Source organism: Cellulosimicrobium sp. I38E, assembly GCF_001647255.1.
Lineage (GTDB): Bacteria > Actinomycetota > Actinomycetes > Actinomycetales > Cellulomonadaceae > Cellulosimicrobium > Cellulosimicrobium cellulans_E.
Map to the genome: position 1 here is coordinate 51,463 of NZ_LUAZ01000015.1, position 16,990 is coordinate 68,452.

General features: G+C 75.3%; 18 protein-coding genes and 1 riboswitch. Of the genes, 10 read left to right on the forward strand and 8 right to left on the reverse strand.

The features are described from left to right. Positions 1-24: 24 nt before the first annotated feature. From A0J59_RS04720 to A0J59_RS04745, 6 genes are all read right to left on the reverse strand, one after another. Positions 25-552 carry a hypothetical protein gene (locus tag A0J59_RS04720; RefSeq protein WP_047233984.1) on the reverse strand — a complete coding sequence of 176 codons (528 nt, stop codon included), beginning with the start codon at positions 550-552 and terminating at the stop codon, positions 25-27. 91 nt (positions 553-643) lie between these two features. Continuing rightward, positions 644-1,432, reverse strand: coding sequence for a S1C family serine protease (locus A0J59_RS04725; RefSeq protein ID WP_082918741.1), 789 nt, complete (start codon positions 1,430-1,432; stop codon positions 644-646). After that, complete coding sequence (locus A0J59_RS04730) at positions 1,429-1,908, reverse strand: hypothetical protein (RefSeq protein ID WP_231581903.1); 480 nt, start codon at positions 1,906-1,908, stop codon at positions 1,429-1,431. The genes A0J59_RS04725 and A0J59_RS04730 overlap by 4 nt, the downstream gene beginning before the upstream one ends. Before the next feature lie 368 nt (positions 1,909-2,276). Continuing rightward, the gene (locus A0J59_RS04735; protein ID WP_047234013.1) at positions 2,277-2,639 is read right to left on the reverse strand and encodes a DUF1844 domain-containing protein; all 363 of its coding nucleotides are present in this window, start codon (positions 2,637-2,639) and stop codon (positions 2,277-2,279) included. Positions 2,640-2,777: 138 nt separating this feature from the next. Beyond that, complete coding sequence (locus A0J59_RS04740; protein WP_047233982.1) at positions 2,778-4,292, reverse strand: catalase; 1,515 nt, start codon at positions 4,290-4,292, stop codon at positions 2,778-2,780. A gap of 114 nt (positions 4,293-4,406) precedes the next feature. Beyond that, positions 4,407-4,871: a Fur family transcriptional regulator gene (locus A0J59_RS04745; protein WP_082141419.1), complete on the reverse strand. Its 465-nt coding sequence runs from the start codon at positions 4,869-4,871 to the stop codon at positions 4,407-4,409. Between the two features lie 428 nt (positions 4,872-5,299). On the opposite strand from A0J59_RS04745, the gene infC reads away from it, so the two are divergent. The 10 genes from infC to thiD all read left to right on the forward strand — a co-directional run bounded on the left by infC (position 5,300) and on the right by thiD (position 15,678). Next, positions 5,300-6,262 (forward strand): translation initiation factor IF-3, encoded by a 963-nt coding sequence (infC, locus tag A0J59_RS04750; RefSeq protein ID WP_255364994.1) that lies wholly within the window; start codon positions 5,300-5,302, stop codon positions 6,260-6,262. A gap of 109 nt (positions 6,263-6,371) precedes the next feature. Continuing rightward, a complete protein-coding gene (rpmI, locus tag A0J59_RS04755) occupies positions 6,372-6,566 on the forward strand; it encodes a 50S ribosomal protein L35 (protein ID WP_047233980.1) in 195 nt (64 codons plus the stop codon). Between the two features lie 67 nt (positions 6,567-6,633). Next, positions 6,634-7,020, forward strand: a complete 387-nt coding sequence (gene rplT / locus A0J59_RS04760; protein WP_024840664.1) for a 50S ribosomal protein L20 — start codon at positions 6,634-6,636, stop codon at positions 7,018-7,020. A gap of 56 nt (positions 7,021-7,076) precedes the next feature. After that, a complete protein-coding gene (locus A0J59_RS04765; protein ID WP_064315396.1) occupies positions 7,077-7,973 on the forward strand; it encodes an RNA methyltransferase in 897 nt (298 codons plus the stop codon). Next, positions 7,970-8,632: an RNA 2',3'-cyclic phosphodiesterase gene (gene thpR / locus A0J59_RS04770; protein ID WP_064315397.1), complete on the forward strand. Its 663-nt coding sequence runs from the start codon at positions 7,970-7,972 to the stop codon at positions 8,630-8,632. The genes A0J59_RS04765 and thpR overlap by 4 nt, the downstream gene beginning before the upstream one ends. 359 nt (positions 8,633-8,991) lie before the next feature. After that, positions 8,992-10,116, forward strand: coding sequence for a phenylalanine--tRNA ligase subunit alpha (gene pheS, locus A0J59_RS04775; RefSeq protein ID WP_053371665.1), 1,125 nt, complete (start codon positions 8,992-8,994; stop codon positions 10,114-10,116). Further along, positions 10,116-12,737 (forward strand): phenylalanine--tRNA ligase subunit beta, encoded by a 2,622-nt coding sequence (gene pheT, locus A0J59_RS04780; protein WP_064315379.1) that lies wholly within the window; start codon positions 10,116-10,118, stop codon positions 12,735-12,737. Before pheS ends, pheT begins: the two co-directional genes overlap by 1 nt. Then, complete coding sequence (locus A0J59_RS04785) at positions 12,734-13,612, forward strand: SDR family oxidoreductase (protein WP_064315380.1); 879 nt, start codon at positions 12,734-12,736, stop codon at positions 13,610-13,612. Before pheT ends, A0J59_RS04785 begins: the two co-directional genes overlap by 4 nt. A gap of 257 nt (positions 13,613-13,869) precedes the next feature. Next, entirely contained in the window at positions 13,870-14,544 is a 675-nt protein-coding gene (locus A0J59_RS04790) for a YceI family protein (protein ID WP_064315381.1), read from the forward strand. A gap of 82 nt (positions 14,545-14,626) precedes the next feature. Then, positions 14,627-14,720: riboswitch (TPP riboswitch) on the forward strand. Next, positions 14,713-15,678, forward strand: coding sequence for a bifunctional hydroxymethylpyrimidine kinase/phosphomethylpyrimidine kinase (gene thiD, locus A0J59_RS04795; protein ID WP_082918742.1), 966 nt, complete (start codon positions 14,713-14,715; stop codon positions 15,676-15,678). It overlaps the preceding riboswitch by 8 nt. Positions 15,679-15,698: 20 nt before the next feature. Here thiD and A0J59_RS04800 read toward each other — a convergent pair whose 3' ends face one another. Next, complete coding sequence (locus A0J59_RS04800) at positions 15,699-15,971, reverse strand: hypothetical protein (RefSeq protein ID WP_053371668.1); 273 nt, start codon at positions 15,969-15,971, stop codon at positions 15,699-15,701. After that, entirely contained in the window at positions 15,968-16,990 is a 1,023-nt protein-coding gene (locus tag A0J59_RS04805) for a quinone oxidoreductase (protein ID WP_064315382.1), read from the reverse strand. Before A0J59_RS04805 ends, A0J59_RS04800 begins: the two co-directional genes overlap by 4 nt.

A 16,990-nucleotide genomic window follows, 5' to 3' on the forward strand; every position in this document is an offset into this window, starting at 1 on the left:
CAGTCTCGTCGCGTGCCGGGTCGCTCAGCGCCGGCGCAGGCGGCTCAGACCCCACGCGAGCGCGGCCGAGAACGCGACGACCGCGCCGAGGGCCTGCCCGCCGAGGATCACGCGGTTGAGGTCCAGCGCCGGCTGCCAGCGCACGCCCTGGTCGTCGACGACGTAGACGCCCTTGGCGACGACGCGGACGCCGAAGCCGCCACCACCACCCGAGCCCTCGCCGCCCGCCTCGCCGCCGGCGTTGCCCGACCCGGGGTCGGACGAACCGCTCGCGTCGGGCGTCGTCGACGCCGGTTCGGCCTCCGGAGCGGGGGCGGCGGCCGCCCCGACGCGGCGCCGCCAGTCGGCGGCCCCCTTGCCGGAGAGCTCTCCCGCGCCGGAGCCCCAGCCCGAGCCGGTGCCGCCCCAGACGGTCGCGACGGGGATGACGAGCGTGCCGTCACGCTCGTAGGACTCTCCGAAGACGCGACGCACCGTGAGCGTGTCGCGCGCTGCGTGGGTGATGTGCGCCGGGTCGACGGGGGGCGTGTCCGAGCTCGCGTGTGTGCTCATGGCAGGAAGGGTAGACCCGGGGTCAAGGGTGCGCGCGGGGGCGCCTCGACGGGTCGCGCCGACGACCCACGACCTGCCGCGACAGGACCGGTCAGGCGTCGCACTCCGGGAGGGCGGTGAACGCCGACTCGTCGCCGAGCATCGTCTGGAGCGTGCTCACCGGGACGAGCAGCGACTTGTCGGTCGACGTCTTGGCGTAGACGACGCCGATCACCTCGCCGGCGTCGTTGAGCGCGGCGGAGCCGGAGCTCCCCGGCTCGACCGGCGCGTCGGTGACCAGCACCTCGCCGAGGTTCTCGTGCAGCGGGTCCGTCGTCGTCCCGATGACGGAGCCCTGCGTCACCGTGAGCCGGCCGCCCTCGGGGTAGCCCACGACCGTCACGGGGTCGCCCGGCGCCGGGTCGGCCGCCGCGAGGGTCGGGGCCGACGGGAGGTCCTCCGACGTCCGGACGATCGCGAGGTCCGCGAGGCCGGCGACGCTCGCGGTCTGGGCCGCGATGTCGCGGCCGTCGTAGGTGAGGAGCTGCAACGAGCGCGACGAGTCGACGACGTGCTTGTTGGTGATGAGCGTGCGCGAGTCCACGGCGAACCCCGAGCCGGTCGACAGCCCGTCGCAGCGCACGTTGCGGATGCGCACGGCCATGCGCCGGACGGCGTCGAAGCCGTCGGGCGAGAGGTTCTCGGACCCCGCGGGGTCGTCGGGGGCGACGAGGGACGGCACGACCGAGTCGGGCACGGGCTCGGGGAGCTCCGGCAGGACGCCGCACGCTGCGAGCGGGCCGGCGACCAGGGTCACGGAGACGAGCGACCCGACGACGCGCCGGCCGACGAGGCGCCCGGAGTCGCCCCTGGCGCCCGGCCAGGGTCGGTGCCGGGTCATCCGGCGAGCTCCTGCTGGAGCTGCGTGTTGGCGTCCGTGGCCTCCTGGCACAGCAGGTCGACCTGGTCGGCGAACCGCTCCAGGTCGGCGGGGTCGTACGCGTCACGGTTGTTGAGGTAGCCGATGAGCTGTGTCTGCGCCGTCGTGCACTGGCCGAGCGCGGCCGCGACCTTGCCCGCCGCCTCGGAGACCCGGCTCTGGTAGTCGAGGTACTGCTGGGACGCCTCGTTCTCGTCGCCGAGCTGCGCCTTCTCGTTGGCGAGGTCGCTGATGCGGTCCTGCGCGGCGGTGAGCTGGGTGCGCGCCGAGTCGAGCTCCGCGTTCGCGCCGTCGAGCTCGGTCTGGAGCCGGGCGACGTCCTCGCCCAGCCCGCGGGCCTCGCCCTCCCAGTCCGCGCTTGACTCCTGCCAGCGCGTCGTGGTGACCCACAGGTAGGCGCCGACCCCCAGGGCCGCCGCGAGGAGGAGGGAGAGCACCGCGATCGCCACCACGGCGCCGCGGCGGCGACGCGGCGGCGCCGTCGTGCTCCCGGCGGCGGACGGTGCCCCGTCCGGTCCGGGTGCGGCGGTCCCCGGTGCGCCCGCGCTCCGGGGGACGGTGGCCCCGGGGACGGGGCCCGCGCCGACGGTGCCGGGCGACGCGCCCGAGGCTGCGTGCGAGGCCGGCGCCAGGGGCGCCGCGGAGGCCGGGGCGAACGACGGTGGTCCACCGGCCGACGAGGGAGCGCCCGGGACCGCGGGCGGCGTCGTCCCCCGCGGGCCGTTCTCCGGCCTGGTCGGCGACGGCGGCGGACCCGGAGGCGGCTCGGAGGACCCGCCGTGCGGCCGAGGCACCGGGGGAGTGCTCAACTCACGGCGCCCGTGTACTTCTCGCCCGGGCCCTCGCCGGGGGCGTCGGGGTAGACCGACGCCTCGCGGAACGCGAGCTGGAGCGAGCGCAGCCCGTCGCGGAGCGACCGGGCGTGCTGGTTGCCGATGTCGGGAGCGCTCGCCGTGACGAGCGCGGCGAGCGCGTTGATGAGCTTGCGCGCCTCGTCGAGGTCCAGGTGACCCTGCTCCTGCGCGTCCTCGGCCAGGCCGCACTTGACGGCTGCGGCGCTCATGAGGTGGACGGCCGCGGACGTGATGACCTCCACGGCGGCGACGTCGGCGATGTCGCGCACGGCGTCGGCGGAGGGGTCGGGCACGGCAGCGTTCTCGGTACTCATGGCGACCATCTTTCCATCCGGCGGCGGCGGAGCACGCCCCCCGTGCGGGACGTGCCGCGACGACGCCGGCCGCCGCCCCGCAGGGGACGACGGCCGGCGTGACGGCGTGGCGGCTCGGGACCGCCACGGACCCGAGGCTCAGACGCGCACCGGCTCCGCCGCGGTGCCGGGCTGGCCGCCCTCGACAGGCGCGCCCGTGGCGGCGAGCGCGACGCGCAGCGCGCCGCCGAGGCCGGCGTCGACGTTCGTCCAGTACGCGATCGCCCGCTCGCGGATCTCGTCGCTGCGCACGGCGCCGACGTGCCCGGTGATCGTCGCGAGGAAGCGGTCGCGCGCGGCGTCGTCGAAGACCTCGCGGTAGAGGGTGCCCGCCTGGCCGAAGTCGTCGTCCTCCGGGTGCAGCGTCGCGGCGGAGCGAGTCAGCTCGCCGTCGGCCTCCCAGCCGGCAGACTCCGCGGCGCGGGCCGGGTCGGCGTGCGCACCGCCCTGGCTGTTGGGCGCGTAGACCGGCGTGGTCGCCGAGGAGAAGGAGTAGCGCATGGCGCCGTCCTTGGCGTACGAGTGGCCGCCCTCGCTCGCCGCGTGCGGCGCGTTGACCGGGAGCTGCGCGTGGTTGGTGCCCACGCGGTACCGGTGCGCGTCGGCGTAGGAGAAGATGCGCGCGAGCAGCATCTTGTCGGGGCTCGTCGCGATGCCGGGGACGAAGTTGCTCGGCGCGAACGTGGCCTGCTCGATCTGGGCGAAGTAGTTCTCCGGGTTCCGGTTGAGCTCCATCACCCCGACCTCGACCAGCGGGTAGTCGGCGTGCGGCCACACCTTGGTCAGGTCGAACGGGTTGAACCGGTAGGCCTTCGCGTCCTCGTAGGGCATGACCTGGACCGAGAGCGTCCAGCGCGGGAACTCGCCCGCCTCGATGTGCTCGTACAGGTCGCGGATGTGGTGGTCCGAGTCCGACCCCGCGAGCTGCGACGCCTCGTCGGCGGAGAGGTTGTCGATGCCCTGCTGGGTCTTGAAGTGGTACTTGACCCAGAAGCGCTCGCCGGCCGCGTTGATCCACTGGTAGGTGTGCGAGCCGAACCCGTCCATGTGGCGCCAGCTCGACGGCAGGCCGCGGTCGCCCATGAGCCACGTGACCTGGTGCGCCGACTCGGGGGACAAGGTCCAGAAGTCCCACTGCATGTCGTTGTCACGCAGGTTCGAGCCGGGCAGGCGCTTCTGCGAGCGGATGAAGTCGGGGAACTTGATGCCGTCGCGCAGGAAGAACACGGGCGTGTTGTTGCCGACGAGGTCGTAGTTGCCCTCGGTCGTGTAGAACTTCAGCGCGAAGCCGCGCGGGTCGCGCCACGTGTCGGGGGAGCCCTGCTCGCCCGCGACGGAGGAGAAGCGCGCGAGCATCTCGGTGGTCGTGCCGGGCTGGAAGAGCGCGGCGCGCGTGAAGGCGCTGACGTCGTTCGTCACGGTGAACGTCCCGAAGGCTCCGCCGCCCTTGGCGTGGACGACGCGCTCGGGGACGCGCTCGCGGTTGAACTGGGCGAGCTTCTCGACGAGGTAGTGATCGTGCAGGACGATCGGCCCGTCGGCGCCGACGGTCTGGGCGTGGGCGTCCGAGGCGACGGGTGCGCCGGCGTTCGTGGTGGTGAAGGGGGCGGTCATGGGTCTCCTTCCGTGGGCCGCGGTCGCGGCCCGATGGGCTTTCTCATACCGGGATCTTCGTGAGGAAACGGGCGCGTTCGGGATGCGCGAGGTACGGGAGCGGGGTGGGGGTGATCAGTCCGCGCAGTCGGGGCAGAGGCCCCAGAAGGTCACCTCGGCGGTGTCGATCTGGAACCCCGACGTGCTGGAGGGGGTCAGGCAGGGCGCGTGGCCGACCGTGCAGTCCACGTCGGCGACGGCGCCGCAGCCCCGGCACACCACGTGGTGGTGGTTGTCGCCGAGGCGGCGCTCGTAGCGCGCCGGGTGGCCCGCGGGCTCGATCCGGCGGACCAGCCCCTTGTCGGTGAGCGTGTGCAGGACGTCGTAGACCGCCTGGACCGAGACGGAGCCGAGCGACGCGCGAGCGGCCCGCAGGACGTCGTCGGCGTCGGCGTGCTGCTGGAGCTCGACCGCGTCGAGCACGGCGAGCCGGGCCGCGGTGACGCGCAGGCCGTGGTCGCGCAGCTCGCCCTCGTGGCGGGCGCGTCGTGGCCCGTCGTCGAGGCTCGTCCCCACGCCGGGCGTCGCTCCTGTCGTCATGGCACCACTCTAACCACGTAAACTGGAAGAGTTCCAATGATGGAGGCGATCCGGAGTTCGGCTCTCGGCCGGGTACGAGGACCCGCCCTGCACCTGCTATCCTTGATGGCTGACCGACTCGTGCGCGTCTCCTCGTCCGGATTCCGGGCGACGGGAGGGGTGCGAGTGCGCAAGTGGATCTCATCCCACCCGGGTCTCGACCGCCGACGAACGTCGCGACAGAGGCCGGGTCCTGGTCCGGGACGCACCCTTCGGGGACGTCCCGACGTGGTCGTCGCCCGGTGCGACGTCCCGACCTGATGGCCTCCGCCCTGCGCTCAGGGACGGAGGCCTTCTTCGTCCCGGGTGGTCTACCGACGACTTCCTAGGAGCATCACATCAGCGAGCCTCGCATCAACGATCGGATCCGCGTCCCCGAGGTCCGACTCATCGGTCCCGGCGGGGAGCAGGTCGGCGTCGTCCGCACCGAGGTTGCCCTGAGCCTTGCCCAGGACGCGGACCTCGACCTCGTCGAGGTCGCCCCGGACGCCCGACCCCCCGTCGCCAAGCTCATGGACTTCGGCAAGTTCAAGTACGAGTCCGACATGAAGGCGCGTGAGGCGCGGCGCAACCAGGCGAACACGGTCCTCAAGGAGATCCGCTTCCGCCTGAAGATCGACCCGCACGACTACGGCACCAAGAAGGGCCACGTCGAGCGCTTCCTCGCCGCCGGCGACAAGGTCAAGGTCATGATCATGTTCCGCGGCCGCGAGCAGTCCCGCCCCGAGATGGGCGTGCGTCTGCTCCAGCGCCTCGCGGACGACGTCGCGGAGCTCGGCTTCGTGGAGTCGATGCCGAAGCAGGACGGCCGCAACATGACCATGGTGCTCGGCCCGGTGAAGAAGAAGGCCGACGCCAAGAGCGAGCAGCGCAAGCGGGCGCAGGAGGCCGAGCCCCGGCTGACGAAGTCCGCCCAGCGCGCCGCGGCACGAACGGTCGACGGCCCGGAGGACCAGGACGTCGACGCGCCCGAGGCCACCGAGGCCCCGGCCGTCGAGGCCACCCCGGCCCCCGTCGAGGCCGCCGCGCCGGTCGAGGCGCCCGTCGAGGCTCCGGTCGAGGAGGCGCCCGCGCCGAAGGCTGCTCCGGCACCCAAGGCCGCGCCTGCGCCCACGGCTGCCGCCCCGCGCTCGGCGCCCGCGCCGCGTCCGGCCACGGCACCGCGTCCCGCTGCCCGACCGGCTGCGGACTCGAAGCCCGCCGCGCCGCGCCCGGCCACTCCTCGTCCGGCACCGGCGGCTCCGTCCGCGCCGGCGTCCGGCGCCAAGCCGGCGGCCCCCAAGCCTGCCGCGCCCAAGCCGAGCGCCCCGCGCCCGGCGCCCAAGCCGGCACCGCGAGGCAAGGCCGGCTGACGGCCGGCAGCACAGACCGACCCTGCTCGGGGTCCGGGCCCACCGGCCAGGACCCGAACACGTCGGCCGCCGCGAGGCGGCTGACCGGACACAAGGAGAGACGGCAGTCATGCCGAAGAACAAGACGCACTCGGGTGCCAAGAAGCGCTTCCGCATCACGGGTACCGGCAAGGTCATGCGCGAGCAGGCCAACGCTCGACACCTGCTCGAGCACAAGGCCACCAAGCGCAAGCGCCGCCTCGCCCAGGACCAGGTGGTCTCGCCCGCCGACGTCAAGACCATCAAGAAGCTGCTCGGCAAGTGACCCGGCAGGTGGCGGGACTCGCCACCGACCGGCTCACCCCTGAGCCCCGAACTGCAAGGAGCATCACGTGGCACGCGTGAAGCGGGCGGTCAACGCCCAGAAGAAGCGCCGTACGACCCTCGAGCGCGCCAGCGGCTACCGCGGCCAGCGCTCGCGCCTCTACCGCAAGGCGAAGGAGCAGGTCACCCACTCCCTCGTCTACTCGTACCGCGACCGCAAGGCGCGCAAGGGCGACTTCCGCAAGCTGTGGATCCAGCGCATCAACGCGGCGTCCCGCGCGCAGGGCCTGACGTACAACCGCCTCATCCAGGGCCTCAAGGCCGCGGGTGTCGAGGTCGACCGTCGCCTGCTCGCCGAGCTCGCGGTCAACGACGTGGCAGCGTTCAACGCGCTCGTCCAGGTCGCCAAGGACGCGCTCCCCGAGGACGTCAACGCGCCGAAGGCCGCAGCCTGACCAGCGCCCCTCGCGCCACGGACGCCCGGACGGCGCACGACCTGCTCGACCCCACGCTGACGAACCCTCGCAGCGACCGGGTCAAGGCGGTCCGTGCGCTGGCCGGGCGTCCGGCGCGTTCCCGGCACGGACAGCTCCTCGTCGAGGGGCCGCAGGGCGTGCGCGAGGCCGTGCGGCACGCCCCCGAGCGCGTCCGCGACGTGTACGTGACGCCCACGGCCGGCGGGCGGCACCCCGAGATCGTCGACGACGCCCGCGCCGCGGGTCTGCACGTCCACGTCGCGACGGCCGAGGTGCTCACCGCGATGAGCCCCGACGCGCAGGGCGTGCTCGCGGTGGTCCGCGCACAGGAGCCCACGGTCGAGGACGTCGTCGCCACGCTCACCGGTCCCGGCCGCGAGCGGCCCGCCCTCGTCGCGGTGCTGGCGACGGTGCGCGACCCGGGGAACGCCGGGACCGTGATCCGGGCCGCCGACGCGGCGGGCGCGGACGCGGTCGTGCTCGCGGGCGAGAGCGTGGACGTGCACAACCCCAAGGTCGTGCGCTCCACCGCGGGCTCGTTGTTCCACCTGCCCGTCGTCACGGGCGTGAGCCTCGCGGACGCGGTGGCCGCGCTGCGCGATGCCGGGCTCACCGTGCTCGCCGCCGACGGGGCGGGCGACCTGGACCTGGACAACCTGCTCGACGTGGCCGGTCCTGCGGGCGAGGGGGCGCTCGACGACGGGCAGCGCCGCGTCGACCTCGCGGGCCCGACCGCCTGGGTCTTCGGGAACGAGGCCTGGGGCCTGCCCGAGCAGGACCGGGCGCTCGCCGACGCGGTCGTGCGCGTCCCGATCCGTGGGCTCGCCGAGTCGCTCAACCTCGCGACCGCCGCGACGGTGTGCCTCTACGCCTCCAGCCGGGCGCACCGACCCGCCCGGCGTCCGGCCGCGGCGGGAGGCGCCGGCGCGTGAGCCTGTTCGCCGCGCTCCGCCCGAGCGCCGCCGCGCTCGACCATCTCGCGCTCGCGCTCTCGGGCGCGCACGCCCAGGAGGCGCGCCGGCCCGACGGCGCACCGCTCGTGCGGTGGACCCCGCCGGAGCTGTGGCACGTGACCGTCTCGTTCTTCGGGGACGTGCCGGACGGGGCGCTGCCCGACCTCGCCGCCGCGCTCGTGCCGGTCGCGCGCGAGAACCCACCGCCGTCTCTCCGCCTGCGCGGTGCCGGCGTCTTCGACCGGCGCGTGCTGTGGGTCGGCGTCGGGGGCGTGGACGCGGACGCGCTCCGTGACCTCAGCGCGGCCGTGGCCGAGGCGGCCGGGGAGGCCGGGGTCCGCGTGGACCGCCGTCCGCGGCAGCGCGCCCACCTCACCGTGGCGCGGGCCGCCGCCGGGGCCCGACAGGCTCGACGTCGCGCGCGCTCCGCCGGACGCCGTCCCGGGGGAGGCGTCGCCGACCTCACCGCCGGCGACCCGCTCGCCGGTCCGGCCGCGGCGCTGTCCGTCTACGCGGGCCCCGACTGGACCGCGCACGAGCTCCTGCTGCTGGAGTCGACGCCCGGCGACGCGTCGGGCCGGCGGGTGTACCGCACGGTCGAGACCTTCCCGCTGGCGGGGGCGGCCGCGCGCGGCTGACGACCGCGTCGTCGGGAGGGCGACGAGAGCCTCCGCGAGAGCGGACCCCGCGGCGGGCACCGGCCCGGCACCCGGACGACGGCTGTGCGAGGATGGCGGTCATGAGCATGCACGGTGGTCGTCGATTTCCCGGGCCCGTCACGGGCCCGCGCGACTGACGCGTGCACACCTCCCGCCCGAGGCGGGACGGACCGGGCCGGGACGGGCGCCCTAGAATGACCGCGACGCGCGCACGAGCGCGCGCCCGCGCGCGCCCCGTGCGCCGCGCCCCGCGAGGCGGCACCCGTCCAGGCCACCCTTGAGGTCCTGCCCTGGTCGTCGCCCGCTCCCGCAGTCCCGCCCTCGCCAGGAAGGCACGCATGTCCAGCCCTGACGCCGACGTCGTCACCCCCGTCACGGGGGACGGCGGCCCGGACACCCCGACCGCTCCCTCCCCCCTCGACGCCGACGCGCTCCAGCGCGCCCTCGACGCCGCCCTCGCCGCGATCGCCGGGGCCGGCGACCTCGACGCGCTCAAGCTCGTGCGCACCGAGCACACGGGGGACCGCAGCGCCCTCGCCCTCGCGAACCGCCAGATCGGCTCGCTCGCGCCTGCCGACAAGAAGACCGCCGGCAAGCTCCTCGGTCCGCTCCGCGGCCGCGTGAACCAGGCGCTCGCCGCGCGCCAGGCCGAGCTCGAGGCCGAGCGCGACGAGCGCGTGCTCGTCGAGGAGGCGGTGGACGTCACGCTCCCGGTCGACCGCGTGCCGCCGGGTGCGCGGCACCCGTTGGAGACGCTCCAGGAGCGCGTGGCCGACTTCTTCGTCGGCCTCGGCTGGGAGATCGCGGAGGGCCCCGAGGTCGAGGCGGAGTGGTTCAACTTCGACGCGCTGAACTTCGGCGTCGACCACCCGGCGCGGCAGATGCAGGACACGTTCTACGTGGCCGGAGCGGGCGGCTCCGAGGGCGCTGCGGCGCCGTCGAACCTCGTGCTGCGCACGCACACGTCGCCCGTCCAGGCGCGCTCGCTGCTCGAGCGCGGCGTGCCGCTGTACGTCGCGTGCCCGGGCAAGACGTTCCGCACCGATGCGCTCGACGCGACCCACACCCCGGTGTTCCACCAGGTCGAGGGGCTGGCGATCGACAAGGGCCTGACCATGGCGAACCTGCTCGGGACCCTCGACGCGTTCGCGCGCGCCATGTTCGGCCCCGAGGCGCGCACGCGCCTGCGTCCGAGCTACTTCCCGTTCACCGAGCCGAGCGCCGAGATGGACCTGTGGTTCCCGCAGAAGAAGGGCGGCCCCGGCTGGATCGAGTGGGGCGGCTGCGGCATGGTCAACCCGAACGTGCTGCGGTCCGTCGGCGTCGACCCCGACGTGTACTCGGGCTTCGCGTTCGGCATGGGCATCGAGCGCACGCTCATGCTGCGCCACGGGATCGCGGACATGCACGACATGGTGGAGGGCGACGTGCGCTTCTCCGCCCAGTTCGGAACGGAGATCTGATGCCTTACGTCGCCATCGACTGGCTGGGCGACCACGTCGAGCTGCCCGCGGGGCTCACCGCCGAGCGGCTCGCCGCCGACCTCGTCCGCGTGGGCCTCGAGGAGGAGGCGATCCACGGCGCGGCCGTCACGGGTCCCCTCGTCGTCGGGCGCGTCCTCGAGATGACGCCCGAGCCGCAGAAGAACGGCAAGACGATCAACTGGTGCCTGGTCGACGTCGGGCCGGAGCACAACGCCGCCGAGATCACGGGCGTCGACCCCGCCGACGTGCCGGCGGGCGGTGCGCGGGGGATCGTGTGCGGCGCGCACAACTTCGCGCCGGGCGACCTCGTCGTCGTCGCGCTGCCGGGCTCCGTCCTGCCCGGTCCGTTCCCCATCGCGAGCCGCAAGACGTACGGGCACGTGTCCGACGGCATGATCTGCTCGCAGCGCGAGCTCGGGCTCGGCGAGGACCACGACGGCATCATCGTGCTGCCGCGGCTCGGGTACGCGGCCGAGGACCTGACCCCGGGGCAGGACGCGGTCGCGCTGCTCGGGCTCGGCGACGAGGTGCTCGAGATCAACGTGACGCCCGACCGCGGGTACGCGTTCTCCTACCGCGGCGTCGCGCGCGAGTTCTCGCACTCGACGGGCGCGCGCTTCACCGACCCCGGCCTGCCGGGCTCGCTGCCGACCCCGCCGCCCGCCGCGACGCCCGACGGCTTCCCCGTCGAGGTGGACGACGCCGCGCCGGTCCACGGCGTCGTCGGGTGCGACCGCTTCGTCACGCGGGTCGTGCGGGGGATCGACCCCGCCGCGCCGACGCCCGCGTGGATGCAGCGCCGCCTCACGGCGTCGGGCATGCGGCCCATCTCGCTCGCGGTCGACGTGACGAACTACGTCATGCTCGACCTCGGGCAGCCGCTGCACGCGTACGACCTCGAGCAGGTCGCGGCGCCGATCGTCGTGCGGCGGGCGGCGGCGGGGGAGCGGCTCACGACGCTCGACGACGTCGACCGGGCCCTCGACCCCGAGGACCTGCTCATCACGGACAGCCCCGACGGTGCGCGCGCCTCCCGTGTGCTCGGACTCGCCGGGGTCATGGGCGGTGCGTCCTCCGAGGTCGGCCCGACGACGACGGCCGTGCTCGTCGAGGCCGCGCACTTCGACCCGGTGACGGTCGCGCGCACGTCGCGCCGCCACAAGCTGTCGAGCGAGGCGGCGAAGCGGTTCGAGCGCGGCGTCGACCCGCTGCTCCCCGCGGTGGCGGCGCAGCGCGTCGTCGGCCTGCTCGTCGAGCTCGGCGGCGGCACCGCGGACCCGGCCGTGGGTGACCTCGACCGCGTCGCCGCCCCCGCCGCGATCCGCCTCCCGGTCGGCGAGGCGGAGCGCCTCGTCGGCGTGCCGTACACGCTCGAGCAGGTCGTCGGCACGCTCGGCGCGATCGGCTGCACGGTCGACGCGGACGGCGCGGAGGCCACGGGCGTGCTCGTGGTCACCCCGCCGTCCTGGCGCCCCGACCTCACGGAGCCGGCCGAGCTCGTGGAGGAGGTCGCGCGCCTCGTCGGCTACGACGAGATCCCGTCCCTGCTGCCCGCCGCACCCGGCGGCCGGGGGCTCACGCGCGAGCAGCGCGTGCGCCGCTCGGTCGCGCGGGCGCTCGCGGAGGACGGGTTCGTCGAGACGTTGAGCTACCCGTTCGTCGGCACCGCGGAGCTCGACGCGCTGCGCCTGCCCGCGGACGACGCCCGCCGTCGGGCGCTGCGCCTGCTCAACCCGCTCGCCGACGACCGCCCGCTGATGCGCACGGACCTGCTGAGCACGCTGCTGGAGACCACGCGCCGCAACGTCGGCCGGGGGCTGGGCGACGTCGCGCTCTTCGAGATCGGCCTCGTCACGCACCCGCGGCCCGACGCGCCTGCCGCGCCCGCGCTGCCGGGCGGGGTCCGGCCGAGCGACGAGGAGCTCGCGGCGATCGACGCCGCGCTGCCGTCGCAGCCGCGCCACGTGGCCGGCGTCCTCGTCGGGCGCCGCGAGCGTGCCGGCTGGTGGGGTCCGGGCCGCGCGGCGGACTGGACCGACGCGCTCGCCGCGGCGCGACGCGTCGCGGAACGCGCGGGCCTCCGGGGGGATGCCGACGTGACCGTGGTCGCGGACACCGCGCGGGCACCGTTCCACCCGGGGCGCTGCGCGCGCCTCGAGCTCGCGGACGGGACGGTCGTCGGGCACGCGGGCGAGCTGCACCCCAAGGTGGTCGAGAACCTGGGCCTCCCTGCGCGTGCCGTGGCGTTCGAGGTCGACCTCACCGCGCTCGTGGAGGGCTCGTCCGACGCGCCGGTGCAGGCGACGCCCGTCTCGGGCTTCCCCGCGGCCAAGGAGGACCTCGCGTTCGTGGTGGACGCCGACGTGACCGCGCAGGCGCTGCGCGACGCGATCGTCGACGGTGCCGGCGACCTGCTCGAGGAGGTCGCGCTGTTCGACGTCTTCACCGGCGAGCAGATCGGCGCCGGGCGCAAGTCGCTCGCGTTCTCGCTGCGGCTGCGCGCCGCGGACCGCACGCTCACCGCCGACGACGTCGCGCGCGTCCGCGAGGGGGCCGTGTCGGTGGCGCGCGAGCGCGTCGGCGCGGAGCTGCGGGCGTGAGCGCGGAGGGCACCGTCGCCGTCGCTCCCGCGCGGACGGCGCTCGTCACCGGCGCGTCGCGCGGCATCGGCCGCGCGATCGCCGTCGGTCTCGCCGCGGCCGGCCTCGACGTCGCGCTCCTCGCGCGCGACGCCGACCGGCTTGCGGGCGTGGCCGACGAGATCGCGGCGCTCGACGGGAGCGGTGCCGGGCGTGCGGTCGTCGTGACGGCGGACGTCACCGACGCCGCGGCCGTCGCGGCCGCGGTCGGCGAGGCGGAGGCCGCGCTCGGGAGCGTCGACCTCCTCGTCAACAACGCGGGCCGGGTCGACGCCGAGGTGCCGCTCTGGGAGGCCGACCCCGACGAGTGGTGGGCGATCGTCGAGACCAACGTGCGCGGCCCGTTCCTCCTCGCGCGCGCCGTCGTGCCGGGGATGCTCGCGCGCGGCGGGGGCCGCGTCGTCGACCTCAACAGCGGCGCGGGCTCGCACGACATGGACGGCGCGAGCGCGTACAACGCGAGCAAGACGGCGCTCCTGCGGCTGGGGGCGAACCTCCACCGGTCCGGCCACGCGCGAGGGCTGCGCACGTTCGAGGTCTCGCCCGGCGTGGTGCAGACCGACATGACCGCGTCGATGGCCATGCACGAGGGCCGCACCGAGTGGACCCCGGTCGAGCGCACGGTCGAGATGGTCGTCGCGATCGCCCGGGGCGAGCTCGACGCCTTCTCGGGCGCGTTCGTCCGCGTGACGCACGACTCGCCGGAGTCGCTGCGCGCCGCGGCGGACGAGGCCGCGCGCCGCGGGGACTCGCTGCCGGGCCCCGACGCGCGCCGGCTGCGCGTGACGCGCTGGGGCGCGGACGACCCGATGCCGGGAGAGCTCCCGGCTCGCTGACGTCGCGGCGACTGCGGTGTCGCCACTCGCCGCACCGCAGACCCGCCGCGATCCAGACCGCAGCGCCGCCCGACCCTCCGGTCGGGCGGCGCTCGCGCGTTCGGGGTGGTTCTCCGACGGTCGCGGACGGCGGAGGGAGGGAGATCACCCGGTACGTAGTTGAATCTTCATCCACTCATCGGGGATGCTGTCCTGGACACCTGACCAGTACCGGGCGGACACCGACGTCGCGGCTCGACGACGCCTGGGAGCGACGGATGACGACGGCACGCCCTGTCCGGCAGTGGAACGGCCTCACCGTTCCCGAGGCCGGCACCTACGCCCTCGACGAGGCGCACAAGCGCATCGGGTTCACCGGGATGCACATGATGGTCTCGCCTGTCCGGGGAGAGTTCACCCGGGCGCGCGCGACGATCCTGGTGGGCGAGGATCCGACCGCGTCGGCCGTGTCGGCGACCATCGAGACGGCGAGCCTCACGACCCACCACGAGGAGCGCGACGCGCACCTCCGCAGCCCCGACTTCCTCGACGTCGACGCCTACCCGACGATCGAGTTCCGCAGCACCTCGATCGACTGGCAGGGCGAGCAGCAGGACCAGATCCTCGCGTGGGCGCGGCTGCGGAACCGCTCGCCCGAGCGCGCCGAGCTCGCGCAGGAGCGTGTGCAGCCCCGGGCCGCGCAGGCGGGGCGGTTCCTCGTCAGCGGACTGCTCACCGTCCGCGGCGTCACCCACCGGACGGTGCTGTCCATGCAGTACGGGGGCGCGCGACGCGACCCGTACGGCCGGGACATCTTCGGGTTCCACGCCGCGGGCGAGATCGACCGCGAGAGCTTCGGCCTCGTCTGGAACGTGCTCCTCGAGACCGGCGGCTTCCTCGTGGGCAAGAAGATCGGCCTCGAGATCGCGGGCGAGGCGATCCACCAGGCCTGAGGCGTCCCACGGGGCGAGTCGCGCACGCAGGGCGTGGCGGCGCGAGACCGGCGCCGGCGTCCGGCGCGCAGGACGTAGCATGGCGAGCGACACGGGGTGCCCCCTACGGGGCTGAGATGAGACCCGTCGAACCTGCTCTGGCTCGTACCAGCGAAGGGATGTCCGGCGATGACGCTCGCCCTGCCCCAGCACGACCCCGCACCCCGGCGCGGCAGCGCGCCCCGGCCCGCGGCCGGCCGCACGCCCGGTCCGGACGTCGACCCCGGCGCCCGGCCCTCGCGGCCGCGCGTCCTGTCGATCGCCGGGACCGACCCGACCGGGGGCGCGGGCATCCAGGCGGACCTCAAGTCCTTCGCCGCGCACGGCGCCTACGGCATGGCCGTCACGACGGCGCTCGTCGCGCAGAACACGCACGGCGTGCGGTCCGTGCACGTCCCCGGTCCCGCGTTCCTGCGCGAGCAGCTCGACGCGGTGTCCGACGACGTCGAGATCGACGCCGTGAAGATCGGCATGGTCGCCGACGAGGCGAACGCGCGCGAGATCGGGGCGTGGCTCGACGCCGTCGCCGCGGCCCGGTCCGACGCCGCGGTCCCGCGGCCCTGGGTCGTGCTCGACCCCGTCATGGTCGCGACGTCGGGGCACCGCCTGCTGGACCCGGGCGCGGAGCAGGCCGTGCGCGACCTCGCGGCGCGGGCCGACGTCGTGACGCCCAACCTTCCCGAGCTCGCCGTCCTCGCGGGACGCGACGTCGCGACGACGTGGGACGACGCGCTGGACCAGGCCGCGTCCTACGCGGCGGCGAGCGGCGCGGTCGTGCTGCTCAAGGGCGGCCACCTCACCTGCGCGACGTCACCCGACGCTCTCGTCGCGCCCGCCACGGTCCCGGGCGCCCGGGCCAGGGTCACCACGTTCGAGGCCACGCGCGTCGACACGCCGCACACCCACGGCACCGGGTGCTCGCTCTCCGCGGCGCTCGCGGCCCTGCGCCCCCAGCGCGAGGGGTGGGAGGAGGCCGCGCGCGACGCCAAGGAGTGGCTCACGGGAGCGCTGCGCGCCGGCGCCGCGCTGCGGGTCGGGACGGGCCGTGGTCCGGTCGACCACCTGCACGTCGTGGCGCCTGCCGCGTCGGCCTGACCCGCTCGCTCCGGGGTGGCTCAGGCGCGGGTCGTCGGCTGCGCGACGGCGCAGTCGTAGCCGGGCGGCCACCACCGCCAGGTCGTCACGACGTCCTGCGCCGCGACGCCCGCGGGGCGGTCGGCGACGCACGCGTCCGCCTGCTGGCGCACCCCGACGGTCACCCAGTAGACGGCGAGCGCCGCGGTGAGCAGGACGGCGAGGACCGTCACGGTGCGGCGCAGGGCGGGGGAGGGGCCGCCGTCGGACCCGTCCTCCTCGCCCGGCCGGGGCGGGACCCAGTCCCAGCTCATGGGGTGCCCGTGGCCGACGGGGCGTCCACGGCGCCCTCGGGGTGCAGGAGGACCTTGCCCGTGGTCGCGCGGCCCTCCAGCGCCCGGTGCGCGTCGGCGGCCTCCGCGAGCGGGAACGTGGCGCCGACGCGCACGTGCAGCGTGCCGCCCGCGACCGCGCCGAGCACCTCGGTCGCGCGCTCGACGAGCTCGGCGCGGGTCGCGGTGTGGTCGGCGAGCTTGGGGCGCGTGAGGAAGAGCGAGCCACCGGCGTTGAGGCGCTGCGGGTCGAACGGCGGGACCTGACCGGAGGAGCCGCCGTAGAGCACGAGCGTGCCCCGGCGGTGCAGCGACGCGAGCGACGCGTCGAACGTGTCCTTGCCGACCGAGTCGTACACCGCCGCGACGCCCTCGCCGCCCGTGAGCCCGCGCACGACCTCGGGCAGCTCGGCGGTGAGGTCCGCGAACGCCGTGTACTGGATCGCGTGCTCGGCGCCCGCGCCGCGGGACAGCTCCGCCTTCTCGGGGGTCGAGACCGTCGAGATCACGTGCGCGCCCCGCGCCACGAGCATCTGGGTCAGGAGCAGCCCGACGCCGCCCGCGCCCGCGTGCACGAGGACGCGGTCCCCGGGGCGGACGGGGTACGACGACGTGCACAGGTAGTGCGCGGTGAGGCCCTGGAGCGCGACGGCGGTCGCGTCCTCGAGGGAGACGGCGTCGGGGACGTGCAGCGCCTGGGCCGCGTCCACGAGGACGAGGTCCGCGTACGACCCGGGCGCCTCGGTCCACACGACGCGGTCGCCGACGGCGAAGCCCTCGACGCCCGCGCCCAGCTCGGAGACGACGCCCGCCCCCTCGCTGCCCACGACGTGCGGGTACTCCATCGCGTACACGCCCGAGCGCTTGTAGGTGTCGATGAAGTTCACGCCCGCCACGGCGGACCGGACGAGGAGCTGCCCGGGACCCGGCGACGGGTCGGGGAGCTCGGTGTGGTCGAGGACCTCGGGGCCGCCCGCCGCGCGGGCCACGATCGCGTGCAT